Annotated in this window: 20 protein-coding genes; 2 read left to right on the top strand and 18 right to left on the bottom strand. The window is 46.0% G+C overall.

The features are described from left to right. The 7 genes from OWN49_RS02165 to OWN49_RS02195 all read right to left on the bottom strand — a co-directional run bounded on the left by OWN49_RS02165 (position 1) and on the right by OWN49_RS02195 (position 5,189). Positions 1-699 carry a YIP1 family protein gene (locus tag OWN49_RS02165; RefSeq protein WP_077722147.1) on the bottom strand — a complete coding sequence of 233 codons (699 nt, stop codon included), beginning with the start codon at positions 697-699 and terminating at the stop codon, positions 1-3. A gap of 323 nt (positions 700-1,022) precedes the next feature. Continuing rightward, positions 1,023-1,256: a molybdopterin converting factor subunit 1 gene (gene moaD, locus OWN49_RS02170; RefSeq protein ID WP_007611118.1), complete on the bottom strand. Its 234-nt coding sequence runs from the start codon at positions 1,254-1,256 to the stop codon at positions 1,023-1,025. Continuing rightward, complete coding sequence (locus OWN49_RS02175; protein ID WP_003154579.1) at positions 1,253-1,723, bottom strand: molybdenum cofactor biosynthesis protein MoaE; 471 nt, start codon at positions 1,721-1,723, stop codon at positions 1,253-1,255. Before OWN49_RS02175 ends, moaD begins: the two co-directional genes overlap by 4 nt. Next, complete coding sequence (mobB, locus tag OWN49_RS02180; protein ID WP_041482361.1) at positions 1,724-2,245, bottom strand: molybdopterin-guanine dinucleotide biosynthesis protein B; 522 nt, start codon at positions 2,243-2,245, stop codon at positions 1,724-1,726. Continuing rightward, positions 2,206-3,498: a molybdopterin molybdotransferase MoeA gene (locus OWN49_RS02185; RefSeq protein ID WP_077722146.1), complete on the bottom strand. Its 1,293-nt coding sequence runs from the start codon at positions 3,496-3,498 to the stop codon at positions 2,206-2,208. The genes mobB and OWN49_RS02185 overlap by 40 nt, the downstream gene beginning before the upstream one ends. 17 nt (positions 3,499-3,515) lie before the next feature. After that, complete coding sequence (locus OWN49_RS02190; protein WP_077722145.1) at positions 3,516-4,535, bottom strand: molybdopterin-synthase adenylyltransferase MoeB; 1,020 nt, start codon at positions 4,533-4,535, stop codon at positions 3,516-3,518. Positions 4,536-4,586: 51 nt separating this feature from the next. Then, on the bottom strand, positions 4,587-5,189 hold the full coding sequence (locus OWN49_RS02195; RefSeq protein WP_077722144.1) for a molybdenum cofactor guanylyltransferase: 603 nt from the start codon (positions 5,187-5,189) through the stop codon (positions 4,587-4,589). A 145-nt stretch (positions 5,190-5,334) separates the two neighbouring features. Here OWN49_RS02195 and OWN49_RS02200 point away from each other — a divergent pair, with 145 nt between their 5' ends. Then, positions 5,335-6,327 (top strand): sporulation protein, encoded by a 993-nt coding sequence (locus OWN49_RS02200; RefSeq protein WP_069473386.1) that lies wholly within the window; start codon positions 5,335-5,337, stop codon positions 6,325-6,327. A 20-nt stretch (positions 6,328-6,347) separates the two neighbouring features. Here the strand turns inward: OWN49_RS02200 and rok are convergent, their stop codons facing one another. Next, positions 6,348-6,944: a transcriptional regulator Rok gene (gene rok, locus OWN49_RS02205; RefSeq protein ID WP_070081746.1), complete on the bottom strand. Its 597-nt coding sequence runs from the start codon at positions 6,942-6,944 to the stop codon at positions 6,348-6,350. Between the two features lie 451 nt (positions 6,945-7,395). Then, positions 7,396-7,854, bottom strand: coding sequence for a redoxin domain-containing protein (locus OWN49_RS02210; protein WP_077722142.1), 459 nt, complete (start codon positions 7,852-7,854; stop codon positions 7,396-7,398). A 287-nt stretch (positions 7,855-8,141) separates the two neighbouring features. Between OWN49_RS02210 and OWN49_RS02215 the strand changes: the two genes are divergently transcribed. After that, the gene (locus OWN49_RS02215; RefSeq protein ID WP_060386912.1) at positions 8,142-8,948 is read left to right on the top strand and encodes a mechanosensitive ion channel family protein; all 807 of its coding nucleotides are present in this window, start codon (positions 8,142-8,144) and stop codon (positions 8,946-8,948) included. 33 nt (positions 8,949-8,981) lie between these two features. Here OWN49_RS02215 and OWN49_RS02220 read toward each other — a convergent pair whose 3' ends face one another. From OWN49_RS02220 to abbA, 9 genes are all read right to left on the bottom strand, one after another. After that, entirely contained in the window at positions 8,982-9,227 is a 246-nt protein-coding gene (locus tag OWN49_RS02220; protein ID WP_003154596.1) for a YkuS family protein, read from the bottom strand. Positions 9,228-9,287: 60 nt separating this feature from the next. Next, positions 9,288-10,412, bottom strand: a complete 1,125-nt coding sequence (locus OWN49_RS02225; RefSeq protein WP_173612708.1) for an N-acetyldiaminopimelate deacetylase — start codon at positions 10,410-10,412, stop codon at positions 9,288-9,290. Positions 10,413-10,482: 70 nt separating this feature from the next. Then, positions 10,483-11,193 (bottom strand): 2,3,4,5-tetrahydropyridine-2,6-dicarboxylate N-acetyltransferase, encoded by a 711-nt coding sequence (gene dapD, locus OWN49_RS02230; RefSeq protein WP_007409623.1) that lies wholly within the window; start codon positions 11,191-11,193, stop codon positions 10,483-10,485. 81 nt (positions 11,194-11,274) lie between these two features. After that, positions 11,275-11,730 (bottom strand): flavodoxin, encoded by a 456-nt coding sequence (locus OWN49_RS02235; RefSeq protein ID WP_172614650.1) that lies wholly within the window; start codon positions 11,728-11,730, stop codon positions 11,275-11,277. Between the two features lie 26 nt (positions 11,731-11,756). Beyond that, entirely contained in the window at positions 11,757-12,650 is an 894-nt protein-coding gene (locus tag OWN49_RS02240) for a WD40/YVTN/BNR-like repeat-containing protein (RefSeq protein WP_071391904.1), read from the bottom strand. Continuing rightward, complete coding sequence (locus tag OWN49_RS02245) at positions 12,640-13,113, bottom strand: flavodoxin (RefSeq protein ID WP_173612707.1); 474 nt, start codon at positions 13,111-13,113, stop codon at positions 12,640-12,642. Before OWN49_RS02245 ends, OWN49_RS02240 begins: the two co-directional genes overlap by 11 nt. A gap of 111 nt (positions 13,114-13,224) precedes the next feature. Further along, a complete protein-coding gene (gene ccpC / locus OWN49_RS02250) occupies positions 13,225-14,106 on the bottom strand; it encodes a transcriptional regulator CcpC (protein WP_007611101.1) in 882 nt (293 codons plus the stop codon). Positions 14,107-14,246: 140 nt separating this feature from the next. Continuing rightward, positions 14,247-14,690: a cyclic-di-AMP-binding protein CbpB gene (gene cbpB / locus OWN49_RS02255; protein WP_003154608.1), complete on the bottom strand. Its 444-nt coding sequence runs from the start codon at positions 14,688-14,690 to the stop codon at positions 14,247-14,249. 143 nt (positions 14,691-14,833) lie between these two features. After that, entirely contained in the window at positions 14,834-15,025 is a 192-nt protein-coding gene (gene abbA / locus OWN49_RS02260) for an antirepressor AbbA (protein WP_007409618.1), read from the bottom strand. Positions 15,026-15,066: the final 41 nt, after the last annotated feature.

The raw sequence follows: 15,066 nt of genomic DNA on the forward strand, positions 1-15,066 counted from the left end.
TTATACACCTGCTGTCACTGAACTTAACAGTCCTCCGACTGCCGAAACCAAAAGCATAATAACAAACAGGACAATCGCGGAAGTCCAGGCCGCTTTTTTCGAAATACCGCCTGTATAGCGAAGTCCCAAAGCGAGCAGAATATAGCTCCAGATGCTGAAAATATCGATCGCGCTTAAAAAGACCGATACGCCGTCTCCGGCCGGTATGACACTCGCCAAAGATGTGACAGGGTACAGTGAGCCCGCACCGGTAAAATAAATGACAAGTCCGTTAATGACTAAGCCGATGTTAGTAATAAATGCAGTAAAGAGGCCGAGTGAGAGCATTTTTTTATAAGTTGTCACGCCGCCTGAAATTTTGACGCACAGCCAATAAATAAGCGGAACGATAAAGAGACCGATAATGCCTCCGAAAATCCCTCCGAAAATCGAGCCGAATTTCGCAATGGTTTTGGTCATTTCAATCTGATCATCGGTCAATCCGTCAAGAGATGAGCTGTTCAGCAGTTCTTCATAATTCATCCCCAGTCCGCGCAAAATACTGCCGGCCGCGATGAGAATGATGACAATCAGGAGAGGAATGCCGATGACCGGCTTTTCTTTTAATCTTTTAAACTGCACAACAGGACTTGTAATGACGCCGAAAATTGACGGCTTTTCCGTGACTGCCGTATTGCTTTTTTCCAGGTTTGGTTCCATATGGCTGATGCCTCCTATGTATTATTCTGTTTATACGTACGCTTTAGGCTGAGAGAAGTTTCAATTTTTTTGCCGTTTGCGTATTTATGCTAAATTGTAACACAAATTCTCAGCTTTACGTTCCATAATTATGTAAAAAAAAGCATCGTCAGACCGGTATGACGGGTGGCTCAAAACCTTGTAAAGGCACTGTTATCAGCCTATTCATGCAGTGAAAACCGCCTCAATTGAAAAACCCTTTAAATCCCATTTAAATATTCTCTGAAATTCAGCGCCTATAAACAAAAAAGCCGGATGGCAATGATGCACATCCGGCTCTTTTTTCACCCTCCGCTTACAGGAGGGATAAAGGCAATGGTATCACCTTCTGTTACGGTGCTGTTGTCTTTTACATATGTTTCATTGATTGCGATCATGGCATTGTCAATCGTCTGAAGGCCGTACCGTTCCTTTAACAGCGTTTTTACAGCAGACGCCGCCGTCTCTTTTTCGTCAAGTTCAATGACCGGTGTTCCCGCCTGCTCCGCAAGCCCGGCAAATAATAATACTTTAATCATCGCGATTCCCCTTTATCCAAATCCGGTTTTCCGTTCGGATAGGGCGTTGTTTCCAGCTGATCGCCTATCCATTCTTCCCCGTCTTCCCAGATTTCCTTTTTCCATATCGGCACAATCTGTTTTATCCGTTCAATTGCATATTCATTCGCCTCATATGCCGCCTTTCTGTGCGGAGAAGACACGGCGATTACGACCGCTGCTTCACCGATATCAAGGACGCCGACACGGTGAGTGATTGCAGCTTCGGCTCCTTCCCATTTCGCGCTGATTTCACTGCCGATTTGAGAAAGCATTTGAACAGCCATCGGTTCATACGCTTCATATTCGAGACGCACCGTCCGCCGTCCTGCAGTCCACTCTCTGACCGTGCCGATAAACGTTGTGATGGCGCCGGCTTCACGCTTTTCAACTTTTTTTACGATATTTTCCGCAATGATAGGTTCCCTTGTAATTTGAAAACGTTCCATTTAAGCAGATTCCCCTTTCAGCTGCGAAAGCACAAACATAATGGCAGCCGGATCGTCCGCATGGAATACGGGCTTGCCTGCATCTGTCGGCATATGCTCCGTATTTCTGCTGACAACCGCGATCACGCGCTCCAAATGCTTCAGCTTTTGCCAATCTTCGCTGTTTTTGATCATAATGATTTTCGGATGCGGCGCATGTTTAAACCCCTCTATGAGAAGACCGTCAATTCCCAGACATTCATACAGACTGATCAAACCCGCCAGATCCCATTTTTTTCGCGCCGTAAGCTGCAGGACGCCGTCCCCTTCTACTGCCGTAACCGCGGCTCCGGCTTTTGAAAAACGCTCCGAGTCTTTTCCGTCAGAAAAAGGTTCCGGTTCTCCGCCATGTCCGTGATGTTTTAAACATCCAATATCGCACTCTTTCGGCGCCGCTTTCAGCACACGTTCAATAAACGTTGTTTTACCGCTGTTTTGAAAACCTACGATCTGGACGATCGGGAAAGAATTGACCACGGCCATTCACTTCCATTCTCATCACGGATGAGGAGCGCGTGAACCGTCCGGCCCGCTTCATATCCCCTCGTTCCTCCCGGCAGAAGGATAAACGCGTTTGCTTCGGCAAGAGATGTGACTGAGCTTGATTTGTCGAGACCGACCGGTGACGCCATCATTTTTCCGTCCTTATGATAAACAAACGCCCTCACAAATCTCGTAAACGGATTCGGCTTCGGAAAGTCGTTTGTTAACACGGCTTCCGCCCATCCGGAATGAGGTTTTTCATTCAGAAGCCACGTCTGAATCATCGGTTTGACAAACAGGGTGAATCCGACATAACATGCGGACGGATTGCCTGAAAGGCCGAACAGCAGCATGTCATCGGCCCGGGCGACAGTTGTCACGCTCCCCGGGCGCATTGCCACTTTGTTAAAAAGAACTTCCGCTCCGAGCTTATTATAAATGTCCGGAAGAAAATCAAAATCGCCGACTGACACGCCGCCGGTCGTGATCAGAAAATCAACTTTTTTCATAGCTTCCTTCACCGCAGCATAGCTGTCATCAAAATCATCGGAAATTTTCCCTAAGTTCAGCGGTACCGCACCCGCTTCAATGACCTGGGCATACACCATGGCAGCGTTGCTGTTGCGGATTTTCCCCGGCTCAAGCGGATCGCTGACATGAAGAAGCTCGGTTCCCGTTGCGATAATGCCGACAACCGGCTTTCTGACCACGGGAACGGAAGCATAGCCGAAGGTTGCTAAAAGAGCGGTTACGCCCGGCGTGATTTTCGTCCCTTTTTTTAATAGCGAGCTGCCTTTTTTCGCATCTTCTCCTTGATATGAAATATTATCGCCCGCATGAAAAGGGCGTTTCACTGACATGTAATTCGTGCCGTTTTCAGAAAACATTTTTGTCAGCTCAAGCATCACTACGGCATCGGCGCCTCTGGGAATCTGCGCCCCCGTCATAATGCGGACCGCTTCATAAGGCCCGAGTTCTTTTTCTGACACGGCGCCTGCTCCGATATGGTCAATGACTTCAAAGGTGACGGCATTGTCACGGGAAGCCGTTTTTGAATCGCTCGCCCTGATGGCAAACCCGTCATACGGGGAACGGTTAAAGGCCGGCACATCATGATCCGCCTTAACATCCTCCGCCAAATAGCGGTGGAGACTGTCCTCAAGCGCCACCCATTCGGTATCCCCCTGTTTTTTATACCGGCTCACCCGGCGGACTGCTTCGTCCACCTGAATCGGCGTTCTTTTTTCAAGCATAGCAATACATCCCCTTCCTACAGTCCGATCACTCTGGCCAGAACTGAATTCGCTTCTTTTATATCGTTTGTACCGTGAATCAGAGCCCGTCCGTCCTGAAAAATAACGATTCTGAAGCGCTCGTACGCCATGTGCAGCAAAAATTCATTTGCTTCCACTTTACCGATCTGCTTCAGACGTTTGACAAGCTCTTCTTTATCCAGCCTCTTTAAGGCTTCCGATCTGATTTGAACGGTGTCTCTTCCGCACAGCACGCTTGCTTTCGGCCTGTTTTCAGGCTGCAGATACGGATATACGGGCTCCGCGCCGCAGGAAGGGCAATGATCCCGTTTGATCTGATCCACATTTATGCTCATATTGGTGTTATTCCACACGTCAAACGTGAAAAAGCGCCGATTTACCGCCGCATGATTTCCTGTCAGCAATTTCAGCGCCTCCGCCTGCTGATAAGCGGAGACGATATGAACCGCCGGAGGTATGATGCCTGCTGTATCACATGTCGCTCCGCCTACGGGCATTTGCTCAAACAGGCAGGATAAACACGGCGTAACCCCCGGAATAATCGTCATGCACATTCCCTGACTGCTGACACAGGCACCGTAAATCCAAGGTGTTTTCGTTTTCTGCGCCAGATCATTGATGACCATTCTCGTTTCAAAATTATCTGTCGCATCCACGATGCAATCCGCTTGTTCGATCAGCGGTTCAAGTGTTTCCGCCGTACCTTCCGCCGCGTAAGCATCGATATGTATATCACTGTTTACCTCTAAAAGACGCGCCTTGGCCGCCATTGCTTTCGGCAGGCGCTGTCTCGCGTCTTCTTCTGTATACAGCTGCTGTCTTTGTAAATTGCTCCATTCCACATAATCCCGGTCAATAATCGCCATACGGCCCGCTCCGGCTCTTGCCAGGCCCTCTGCCGCGGCTGTTCCGAGGGCTCCGGCTCCGACAATCAGGACACTGCTGTCAGCCAGCGCCTGCTGCCCTTTTTCCCCTATCGGCTTAAATCTTGTCTGCCGCGAATAGCGCTCTTCCATCTGTGTTGTCCCCTTGCATTTTTATTTCCATCATACCATGTTTCTTCCCGATCAGTCCTGATTTGAAGACTCGACATGCGCCAAAAGTCTGGTGTAATCATCCCGTGTGTTGACATTAGCGAACTCCTCCGGCCCGGCGCCGATGTCTTCAGCCTGCACATAACAGACAGACAGCCGTTTCAGCGTGTCTGTCATTTTCAGTTTGTTTTGTGTCAGCTGATCAAAAAGCACATCCTGCACCCGTTTATGGTAAACCGCCAAGAGGGGCTGCTCTCTGTTTTCACAAACCGGTATGACAGCGTCCAGGTTTCCGGTCAGCTTCATTTCAAGCGCAGCCATCGTTTTTCTTGTCACGAGCGGCGTGTCACAGGATATGACCGTATATGTTTCGCCTTCCGTTTGTTCCATTGCCGTATATATGCCGGCAAGCGGGCCCATTCCCCGAAACCGCGGCTCATCGGCAAAAACATGCCGCTCCCTGTTTGATAAGAACTTTTTTATATGCTCAGGGCGGCTGATAATTACCGTTTCTCCGCCGCCGAAGGCTTTTTTCGCCTGTTCATAAAACATGCCGCCCTTCCACTTTGCAAAAGCTTTCGGTTCTCCGAATCTTCGGGAAGCTCCCCCCGCTAATATTACATTCACCCGTTTCATGTCATCTCTCTCCCATTCTATATAAAAGCATAGCAAACGCCTCAGCCGAAATACAATATTACGTTGCTTGTCTGTTTAATTAAGAGGAATAGCCGTTGTTCCTTTCCCATATTGTAGTGTTAACATCATGAGGGAGATGGTTCTTATGAAAATATCAGGTCCGTTTTTCCACGACACTTCTCAAGAGAACCTTTACTTGAAATCCGAACTTTCCAGATGCAGAAAAATAATTTCAGAATTTGAAGCAAGCTACTTCCATCAAAAAAATAATAAGCTTCAGGAGGAAAACGCCAATATTAAAGAGCGGCTTCACAAGCTTTCTGACGAATTGGAAGCCATGGCTCAAAAACACAAACAGACAAGTGACACGGAGCGTTCTTTGCATGAAATCAGAGCCGGGCTGCTCGATAAAATCGTCATTCTGCAAGAACTGCTTCAGCAGGAAACGTTTCGTCGGAAAAATGAGATGGAAGAAAAGCATCGTCTGCATCTTACAAATATAAAATTTGAAGAAGAAAATAAAAACTTACATACCCGCATCCGCTCACTTGAGACCGCCATTCAAACCGAACGGACTTCTCACGAAGATATGAAACAGCGTTATCATGCCGCTGCAGACGAAAATACCCGGCTCCAAACACAAATGATAGAAAAAGAATACCAGCTCAAACATATTAAAATAGAAATTAATCATATGAGAGATCGAATACTAGAAACAAAAGAACGGCTTGTAGAAATAGAAAAAACGAAAGAAAAGTTATTTCAAGAAACCATTCTTTCGTATAAACGGCAGCTGGACGAAAGTGATGCTTGGATTGCCGGCCATTTTGCTGATATTGACAGCCGCACGGCGGAACCGGCGGAACAAACTCTGGAAATCCCTTCCGTTTCCAAAGAGACTGTTCAGGCAGAAGACTTGCTTACAGCCGTTACCGAACAAGTCATCTCCCTGCAAAAACAATTTGTACAATCAGAGTCCCGCGATCAGTCGTTTGATGAAAAACTGGATGCGTTGAAAGAACGCGCTGACGGCGAAAAGCCTTTCCAAAAATATGTTGTCAAGCTTGAAAAAAAGCCTGGAAAAGATGCGTCACTTCCGCAGAATAAGCGGGAAAGCGCAAAAAAACTGCTTGAGTAACGCAAGCAGTTTTTACTGTTTTATTCAGCAGCCGTATCATTTGCCGTTTCTGCTGTTTCCTGAGAAATTTCTCCCTCAAGAATATATTGGCCGCGGTATGGTTTTTTCACTTCCGGATACATTTTAATTAAGCTTTGCATAAATGTTGTCATATTAGGAATTTCAAGGCCGCTTTCCTTTTCAATTTCCTTTTGCAGTTCGGAACTTTTGATCGCTGCATTGTGGCGTTTCAATGTTTTAATCGCTGCTTCGCGCAGTTTTGCCGCTTTCGATCCCGGTCTCGCCGTCCCTCTTCTTCTTCTTGTAGAACCGTCTGGAATGCCTGCGGGAAGAGACGTAATAGACTGCATCTGCTGCTGGGAGGATTGAGGCTGTGTCTGCGGCTTTTGATAGCTTCTCATTTCCTGTGCTGCAAGCTCTGCAAGTACCGGGAGGGAGTCATTTTTTTTCTCCGGACGAAACTCTTTTTTTGTATCGGACAGGCTGCCCGTATTGTCTAATTCTCTCAGTTTTGCATATATTTTATCACGTTCTATTTGATATTCACGAATGACTTTTACCTCTGCTTCGTTCAATTGTTCTAAACGTAAGCGCAGCGCTTCTCTTTCATTAAACATGTGTAAAACCCCCTGTCAAAAATTTAAACGCTTTTATTAAGATATTAGATTACAAAAGTAATTTTATCAACTATTATTTTATCATTTTACTATTTTATTTACTCTATGAAAAATTGCTTATTTTCTGAAAATGGTACTTTATATACAAAAATCCCTTATCATATAGGGGATTCTGGACAAAGTTCCAATTTATTCAACCATTTCAAAATATAACTTGAAATTACTTGTTTAATGAAAATTAGCGTGATATCTACAATTTTCGACTATAATATGTAAAAGATAATGATATGGATAAAACAAGCGGTACAGCGTGTTTACCGCTGTTTCTCTTATTTTTTAAGCCACACATGTCATATTGGAATTTTTTATCCAATAGACACAAAAAAACCCTGTTACCTAACGGCAAAGGGTTTGCAGAACCGAGACAATAGTCCGACGGAGATTGTCCCGATTACTCAGAAGCCTGCTCCGTTTCTGAAAGTACCCGGCTGATGCGTTTTTCAAGCATTTTCATCCCGCTCTCTCCCGCTTGAAAATGGCGGAGCTGTCCGTTTTTATCAAAAACGTAATAAGCCGGCACATATTCATTTTCAAATACGTCAGTCAGCGTATGATCGCTGTCGACGTAAATCGGCTGAGAGATATCGTGCTCAGCCGCTGTTTTCTTGATTTTCTCAAGATCAAGATCGTCTTCGGAACGGGGCGTGTGGACGGCCAACACATTCAGCTGATCTTTATATTTATCACGAAACCCGTTCACCTCAGGCATCGCTTCTTTACACATGCGGCAGCTGGCGGACCAGAAGTGAATCAGTGCCGGCTTTCCGCCGACCAGCTGTTCCTTCGTGACTTCTCTGTTAATCCATGCTTTAGCGCCGGACAATTCAGGCATTTGCTGATGTAATTTCATCTCATTTCCCTCCTTATGAAAAAGTTTTTTGCCGGGGCTTTCAGTCCGCCGGGCAACGTCCTCCTGTTTTCTCTCCAAAGGATATGATTTGGCTGAATCACCATGTTAAAATGAGTGTGGAGATTCTTTAGTACATATCTTCACAAAAATGAAGATATTGAAACCGGGGCAATATGAACAAATCATAAATGTAATAACTGGTTTCTATGAAAAGGTTTATCTTATTTAAAAAACGGGTATATCACTTTTAGCTTTTTCTGCAATAGACTTGAAAGGAAGACATCACTATGATTGATTTAAAACACTTTGATTGGGCCGGGCTTCTCACATCTGCCGGGATTTTCATCATAAAGCTGGCTCTCATTATTTTAGCGTACTTTATTTTCCGGACGGCAGGAAAAAAGCTGATCAAGCATCTGTTTCAGAAATTCGAGCAACAAAACAACCTCTCCACGGGCCGCGCTTATACTTTGCGAAGCCTCGCGCTCAATGTGTATGGATACATCCTGATATTCGTTTTTATCGTGATGATTTTGGATTTATTTCACTACAATCCGAGCGCTCTCATTGCCGGCGCCGGCGTGGTCGGTCTCGCAGTCGGCTTCGGGGCTCAGGGGCTTGTCAGTGACATCGTCACCGGATTTTTTATCCTTTTGGAAAAACAGATTGACGTCGGTGATTATATTACGGTTGCCGGCTACAGCGGCATTGTCGAGCAGGTCGGTCTCCGTACAACGCAAATCCGGAGCTTTGACGGCACGCTTCACTATCTTCCCAACCGGGGCATCACGAATGTGAGCAACCATTCCCGCGGAACGATGCAGGCGCTTGTCGATATTAAAGTGCCGCTTGAAAAAAATCTTGATGAAACCATTCAAATCCTGCAAACCGCGTGTGACAAAGCAGCCGCTGAGCTCCCGCAGATTAAGGAAGGGCCGGACGTCATCGGGGTTCAAGATTTAAGCACGTCAGAAATGGTGATCAGAATCATTGCCAAAACAGAAAATATGGAGCAATGGCGGGTTGAACGCGTACTGCGGAGAGAAATAAAAATCGCGCTTGACCGTTTTAAAAACGCCGCTTCCGCCGAATAGAAAAACCGAAGCGTAAGCTTCGGTTTTTTCTTTTTAATGAAATTTTTTTTCCACTTCGCTGCAGATTTCGTCGGCGGTCATTCCGGAAGCCGTAATGACGGGAGCCTGAGTTGATGTATCGGCAATTCCTTGAACATTGCTGTCAAGTCCGGTTACGACACAGCAGTCACAATTCTTCGCATCCTCAGGAGTCTTCATCATCACTACGTCATATCCTTTTTGTTTTAACGCCTGTTCTACATCCGATAAAGATTGTTCAATTCCAATTTTTTTCGTCATATTGAACACCTCCGTTATGTAGAATGCTCAATTTTTGTTAGATTATTCTTCTTTTCGGATTTAATTGGCATACTTCGAAAAATATCCAACCATGACATTTACCGCGGTTTCCATCGCATCTTCATCCGGGTTCAGCTTGGCGTGATGAAGCCCGTGGGATGAATCGGCCCCCAGCCAGAACATAAAGCCGGGATATTTTTTCAGCATATATCCGAAATCTTCTCCGGTCATCGCTTCTTTCGCCGTTTTCACGTCAGCAAGCTGATGATCGCTGACAAATTGCATAAATTCTTCGGTCAGGCCGCTTGTATTATAAACTTGATGATAAACGGACGGATACGTGACTTTTCCTTTGCATCGGAAGCCGATTTCAATTCCTTTGACAAGCTCTTCAATCCGCTTTTTCACCATACGCATTGATTCCTCGGAAAGCGTCCGGATGGTTCCCTCCAAATGAGCATGCTCTGCGATGATATTTTGCGCCGTGCCCCCGGTAATCGTTCCGACAGTAATTACAGCGCTGTCAAGCGGATCCGTATTTCTGGATATGACTGTTTGGAGCTGCGTGACAAGCGTGCTCGCGGCAATGACCATGTCGTCTGCTGTATGCGGATATGCCGCATGTCCGCCTTTCCCCTCAAGATCGATGACAAGCTCGCTCGTATTGGCAAACAGCAATCCGCTTTTGGTGGAAATGGTGCCGACCGGCAGCTCAGGTGCTATATGGAGGGCGGTGATCAAATCCGGCGTCCATTTTTTCAGCACATCGCTTTCAAGCATCGGTGCCGCCCCGCCCGGTCCTTCTTCAGCCGGCTGGAATAAAAAGAGCAGATCATGTTTGACGGGATGATGGACAAAATGATCAATAATGCCGAGCGCGATGGTCATGTGCATATCGTGTCCGCATGCGTGCATAAAACCGGGGTGCTCAGATGCAAACGGAAGCCCCGTCTGCTCTTCAATCGACAGAGCGTCTATATCCGCTCTGTAGGCGAGCATTTTTTCCGGAGCCGTGCCGTTGACTTTGACAAAGATGCCGGTTCTCCAAGTTTCGATTTCAATTCTTTCTTCCGGATATTGGTTTAATAGATTCAGCAGGTACTGCTGGGTTTTATATTCCTGAAAGCCGATCTCCGGAATGCGGTGCAGATCTCTTCGGATGGCAATGAGCCGCTCTTTTTCCATATGTATTCCTCCTTGAGATAAGAATAAGGCGTGGATTTTATCATCCACGCCCATTCTATCAAACCATTCCTTACAGCTGGCGTAATTCCTGTTTGATTTCTGTTTTTCCTTTTGTTTTTTCATCGATATCTTTGATTTTTTTCGCTGGTGTTCCCGCTACAACGGTATACGGCTCGACGTCATTTACAACGATGGCTCCGGCGGCGACAACCGCGCCTTTACCGATTGTTACGCCTTCAAGCACAACCGCATTTGCGCCGATCACAACGTCGTCTTCTACGACAACAGGCTTAGCGCTAGGCGGCTCAATAACGCCCGCTAATACAGAACCCGCTCCGATGTGGCAGTTTTTGCCGACAGTCGCGCGTCCTCCGAGAACAACGTTCATATCAATCATCGTACCTTCGCCGATGACTGAACCGATATTAATAGATGCACCCATCATGATAACGGCATTGTCGCCGATTTCGACTTGGTCGCGGATAATAGCGCCGGGCTCGATTCTCGCTTTCACATCTTTTAAATCAAGCATCGGGATCGCAGAGTTGCGGCGGTCATTCTCAATGACGTAATCCTCAATTTTGTCTTTGTTTTCTTCGATTGCGCTTTTAATTTCAGCCCACTCGCCAAAAACGACGCCGGATTGGCCGTTCAGGAATGTTTTAGCGGAATCGCCAAAGCTGATTCCTTCAAGATCGCCTTTTACATACACTTTTACAGGCGTTGATTTTGTACTATTTTGAATAAATGAAATAATTTCATTTGCATCCATCATTTTCATATGTATTGTCCTCCTCTGATTTTCTACCTCATTACTGTAACAAAGGAAGGATACAAAGACAAGAAAAAAAGGAACAAGCCTTTATTCTGCCGGCTGGCTGCACAGCGCGGCAAACTGTCTTCCGAATTCCCGGAGCTCTTCTTCCTCACTGCCCTCAGGATTGTTTTCAATTTTGACCGGCGGCAGCACCACCCGCCCGCCGCGGGCCGTGATTACTTTTTCCAATTCGTCAACCGCTCCGCAAAAAAACTCATAGGACGTATCTCCGGAACCGAACAAAGCAAATGTTTTTCCCGTAAGCTCCAGGTTTTCCATATCTTCAGCAATATCGAGCATTTCATCAGGAAGATCCCCGTCTCCCCACGTATATGTGCCTAATAAAATATACTCGTAATCATTAAAAAGTTCGGCATGAATATCCATCGCTTCATATCTGTCTACGGAGGCTTGTGCTTCGATCAGCCCTTTTTCAATTAAATCCGCCATCGCCTCGGTGTTTCCTGACATTGTAGCGTAAACAAGCAATACATTCCCCATCTTCGTCTCTCCTTTATGCATAAAAACTAATGTGCGAGCCGAACCGCCTCATACGGTCTGACAAACTTACTTTCGTAAAGGCCCGCGCAAAAAAAGTTTTCTTCCCGGTTGGCCACCCGCCATCCGTGACCGCGGATCGTATCAAACCACTTTAATTCACCGGCGGCAAGATCAGCTTGATAAATACGCGAAAATCCGCTTTCGCCCTGTGACGATGTGACATAAATAGTCCCGTTATCCTCAGAAACGTCGAGAAATGACTTTTCCCTTACAGCGTCCCCGGCTGTAATGGCAAACTCCTCTTGCGTCCGCACGTTTCGAACGGCAACCTCCCCCCGTTCTCCCTTTGCCGCGCCCTTTGCTGCAATGAGCCAGTCATTCTGATACATCATCATTGAAGCCGTCATGCGCTGCCTTTCACGGCTTATACGCCGGATGCGGCCTTCCGTCAGATCATACGCCCAAATGCCGCCATGATTCATATGAATCCGGGTGCCGATATAAATCGTCTGACCGTGTAAACAAAGCGAACGGATGACAGGCGGCTCCTTTAATTGTGAAAAGGGCTTAGCCACATGCCAAGTGACGCCGAAATCATCAGATAAGTAGAGGCAGTATGTGCCGTGCGCACAGACAAATCCGTCATTCCGTCCGGCAACGGCCCATACGGAGGCGCTGGTCGGAAATCGGGAGGCCGTCCAAGTCTTTCCTTGATCGGCCGATCTGAGGACGGCGCCTTTTTCTCCAGCTGCGAATATGTAGGGCCCTATATAAGTCAGCACATGAATCCTGCTTTTCACTCGGAATAGTCTTTTCCAGCCTTCTTCCGCCGAAAAATGAAAAATACCTTCGTCTTTCACAGCGACAAAAAATCCCGAAGATACTGATGCCATGACAGCCGTCGCGCCTTTATGAAACATGGTACCGGTCTCCGTGGTGAGCGGCCCATGCAAGAAAACCGCGGACAAATTCTTTGCAGCATTCTTGATCTTCAGCCGTCTCGGGCGCCAGCTCAATTTTCAGCGTTTCCGGGTATAAATTGGCTCCGGCCTGTTCAAACGCATCGCAAAACAGCGTGACCGCTTCGCAAAACTTCGGGTAGGCGTGATCGCCTGAACCGAAACAGGCCGTTTTCAGTCCGTTGAGCTGGCTGTGCAGAATATCTTCGTAAAAATCTTCCGCTTCGTAAGGAAGATCACCATCCCCCCATGTGTATGTGCCGACAAAAACATAATCATATGCTTTGAGAGAATCCGCATCTGCTTCGTCCATATCAAGACAGTCAACCGCTATCTGATGCCCGCTCAGTGTTTCTTTTATAATGCCGGCAATATCCTCTGTATTCCCCGACATGCTTGCGTATATCATTAATGCTTTCTGCATATGATCACCTCGTAATTGATAATGATTTTCATTAACATATATAACACTTTAAATGATAATGATTTTCATTGTCAATAAAAAATAAAAAAAGACAGCATGATTGCTGTCTTTCTAAAATGGGCGTTCCTGTTTCAGCATATCTTTAATGACAGAAACAAAAGCCTGCACCTGTTTTAATTCAAATGCCGGCTCATAACCGAGCAGCCATGTGTCACGGCCGATGGGATGATCCTTTGTATCAAGCAGGGGCATTTTATTTACTTTGTCTTCCTCTTCTAAGGTGACTGACGGCAGAATGGCATAACCGATCCCGTGCAGCGCCATCTGCTTGCACGTTTCAATCTGATCGACAAGGATGGTCTGTTTCGGCGAAGTTTTGAATTTTTGATGCCACCAATGCTGAATTTCCTGAAAATATGTACTGTCACTTTTGAATTGAATAAACGGCCGATCGGTATGGGCAATATCATCAATACAGGAAATTTCCGTATCGACCAAATATAAATGATCGGTCATTAAATAATCTTTCCGGCCTTTCCATTCCGGATTTCCCCGGATAATGCCGATATGTACCTGATCTTCATACAGACTTTTCAGCATTTCGCTGCTCCACCCTGTAATGAGAGAGACCTTTGCATTCGGATATCGTTCCACATATGTTTTTAACACTTTCGGAAGCCAGTGCTGCCCGATAATCGAGGCGACGGCAAGCTTTAATGTGCCGTGAATCTCACCCTCAAGTTCATCAATGTTTTCTCTGATTCTTTCTTGCCGATCCGTGACGTCATTTGCAAATTGTATGATTTTTTCTCCTGCCGGCGTTACCGTAAGTCCTTTTTGAGACCTAAGAAAGATCTTTGTTCCCCAGGCTTTTTCAATGGTCTGCAATCGCTGGGACAGAGCCGGCTGTGACACGAATAACCGTTCGGCAGCCTTCCTCATGTTTAATTCCTCAGCTAAAACTACGAGCATATGAAGCTCTTGAAGCTGCATGTCGTCCTCCTTTTCAATGCCTTTTCATATTTCTTATCTACCATTCTAATCAAATAAAGGCTGCCGAGGCAAGCGCCACTCATATGTATGCGTTTTCTTTTTCTGGCATGCGAAAGAACAAATAGGCTGATCGTGCGAGCCTACTTATTCAATGATCTGATATGACTGCTCAACTGCTTTAATACGACTCTTCTCGTGAAAATGCCTTCAAAGACGCCTTCATCATTTTCAACGCAGACAAAGCCGTTGTTAATGACCATGCTGAACCCTTTGATAATCGGATCATTGATGTGGAGACGGGGAATGTCTTTCAGCATGACTTCCTCAACCGTAATTTGATCCAGCTTCTCAAACTCGATCCGTTCAAGTCCGAAAATGCTGTTCATAATCATATTTGTCCCGATCAAACCGTGCAGACGGTACGAAGCGTCAAGGACGGGAATAGCGGTATAGCCGGTTTTCGTCAGCACTAATAGAGCATGCTCAAGGTTGTTTCCGACTTGAACGTGCGCCACTTTATCCGCCTCGATCATAAATTGTCCGACTGTTGCATCAAGAAGCTGATCTGATTGTAAGCTAATCATGTCACTTCGACCCCTTTACATTTTTCATCAAAGCATGTATTCCCTATATTGCAATAATATAAACATTATCATTTTTTGTCGAAAAGTTTCCGTCAATAAAAAAGATACTCTTTGCAATCGAGTATCAATTTATAGGCCGCTGATTAATTTTCGTTCCGAAAACGGTCATAGAGCGTTACGAGTTTTTTATAAGTGGTTCCATCAACGCTTTTTGACCCTGCTTCTATATCGTTGATTTCGCTGGTCAAAAGCTCAATGGCATATTCTTGATTGATCAGGATATTCAGCAGAAGTTTCTGTTCTTCTTCCGTAAATCGTTCACCGATAAGACTCATACGTAATCAGGCCCCCTATTTTTAACTGAATACCTCCGAAA

The organism is Bacillus sp. NEAU-242-2, assembly GCF_027853835.1.
In the GTDB taxonomy this organism is placed as follows: Bacteria; Bacillota; Bacilli; order Bacillales; family Bacillaceae; genus Bacillus; species Bacillus velezensis.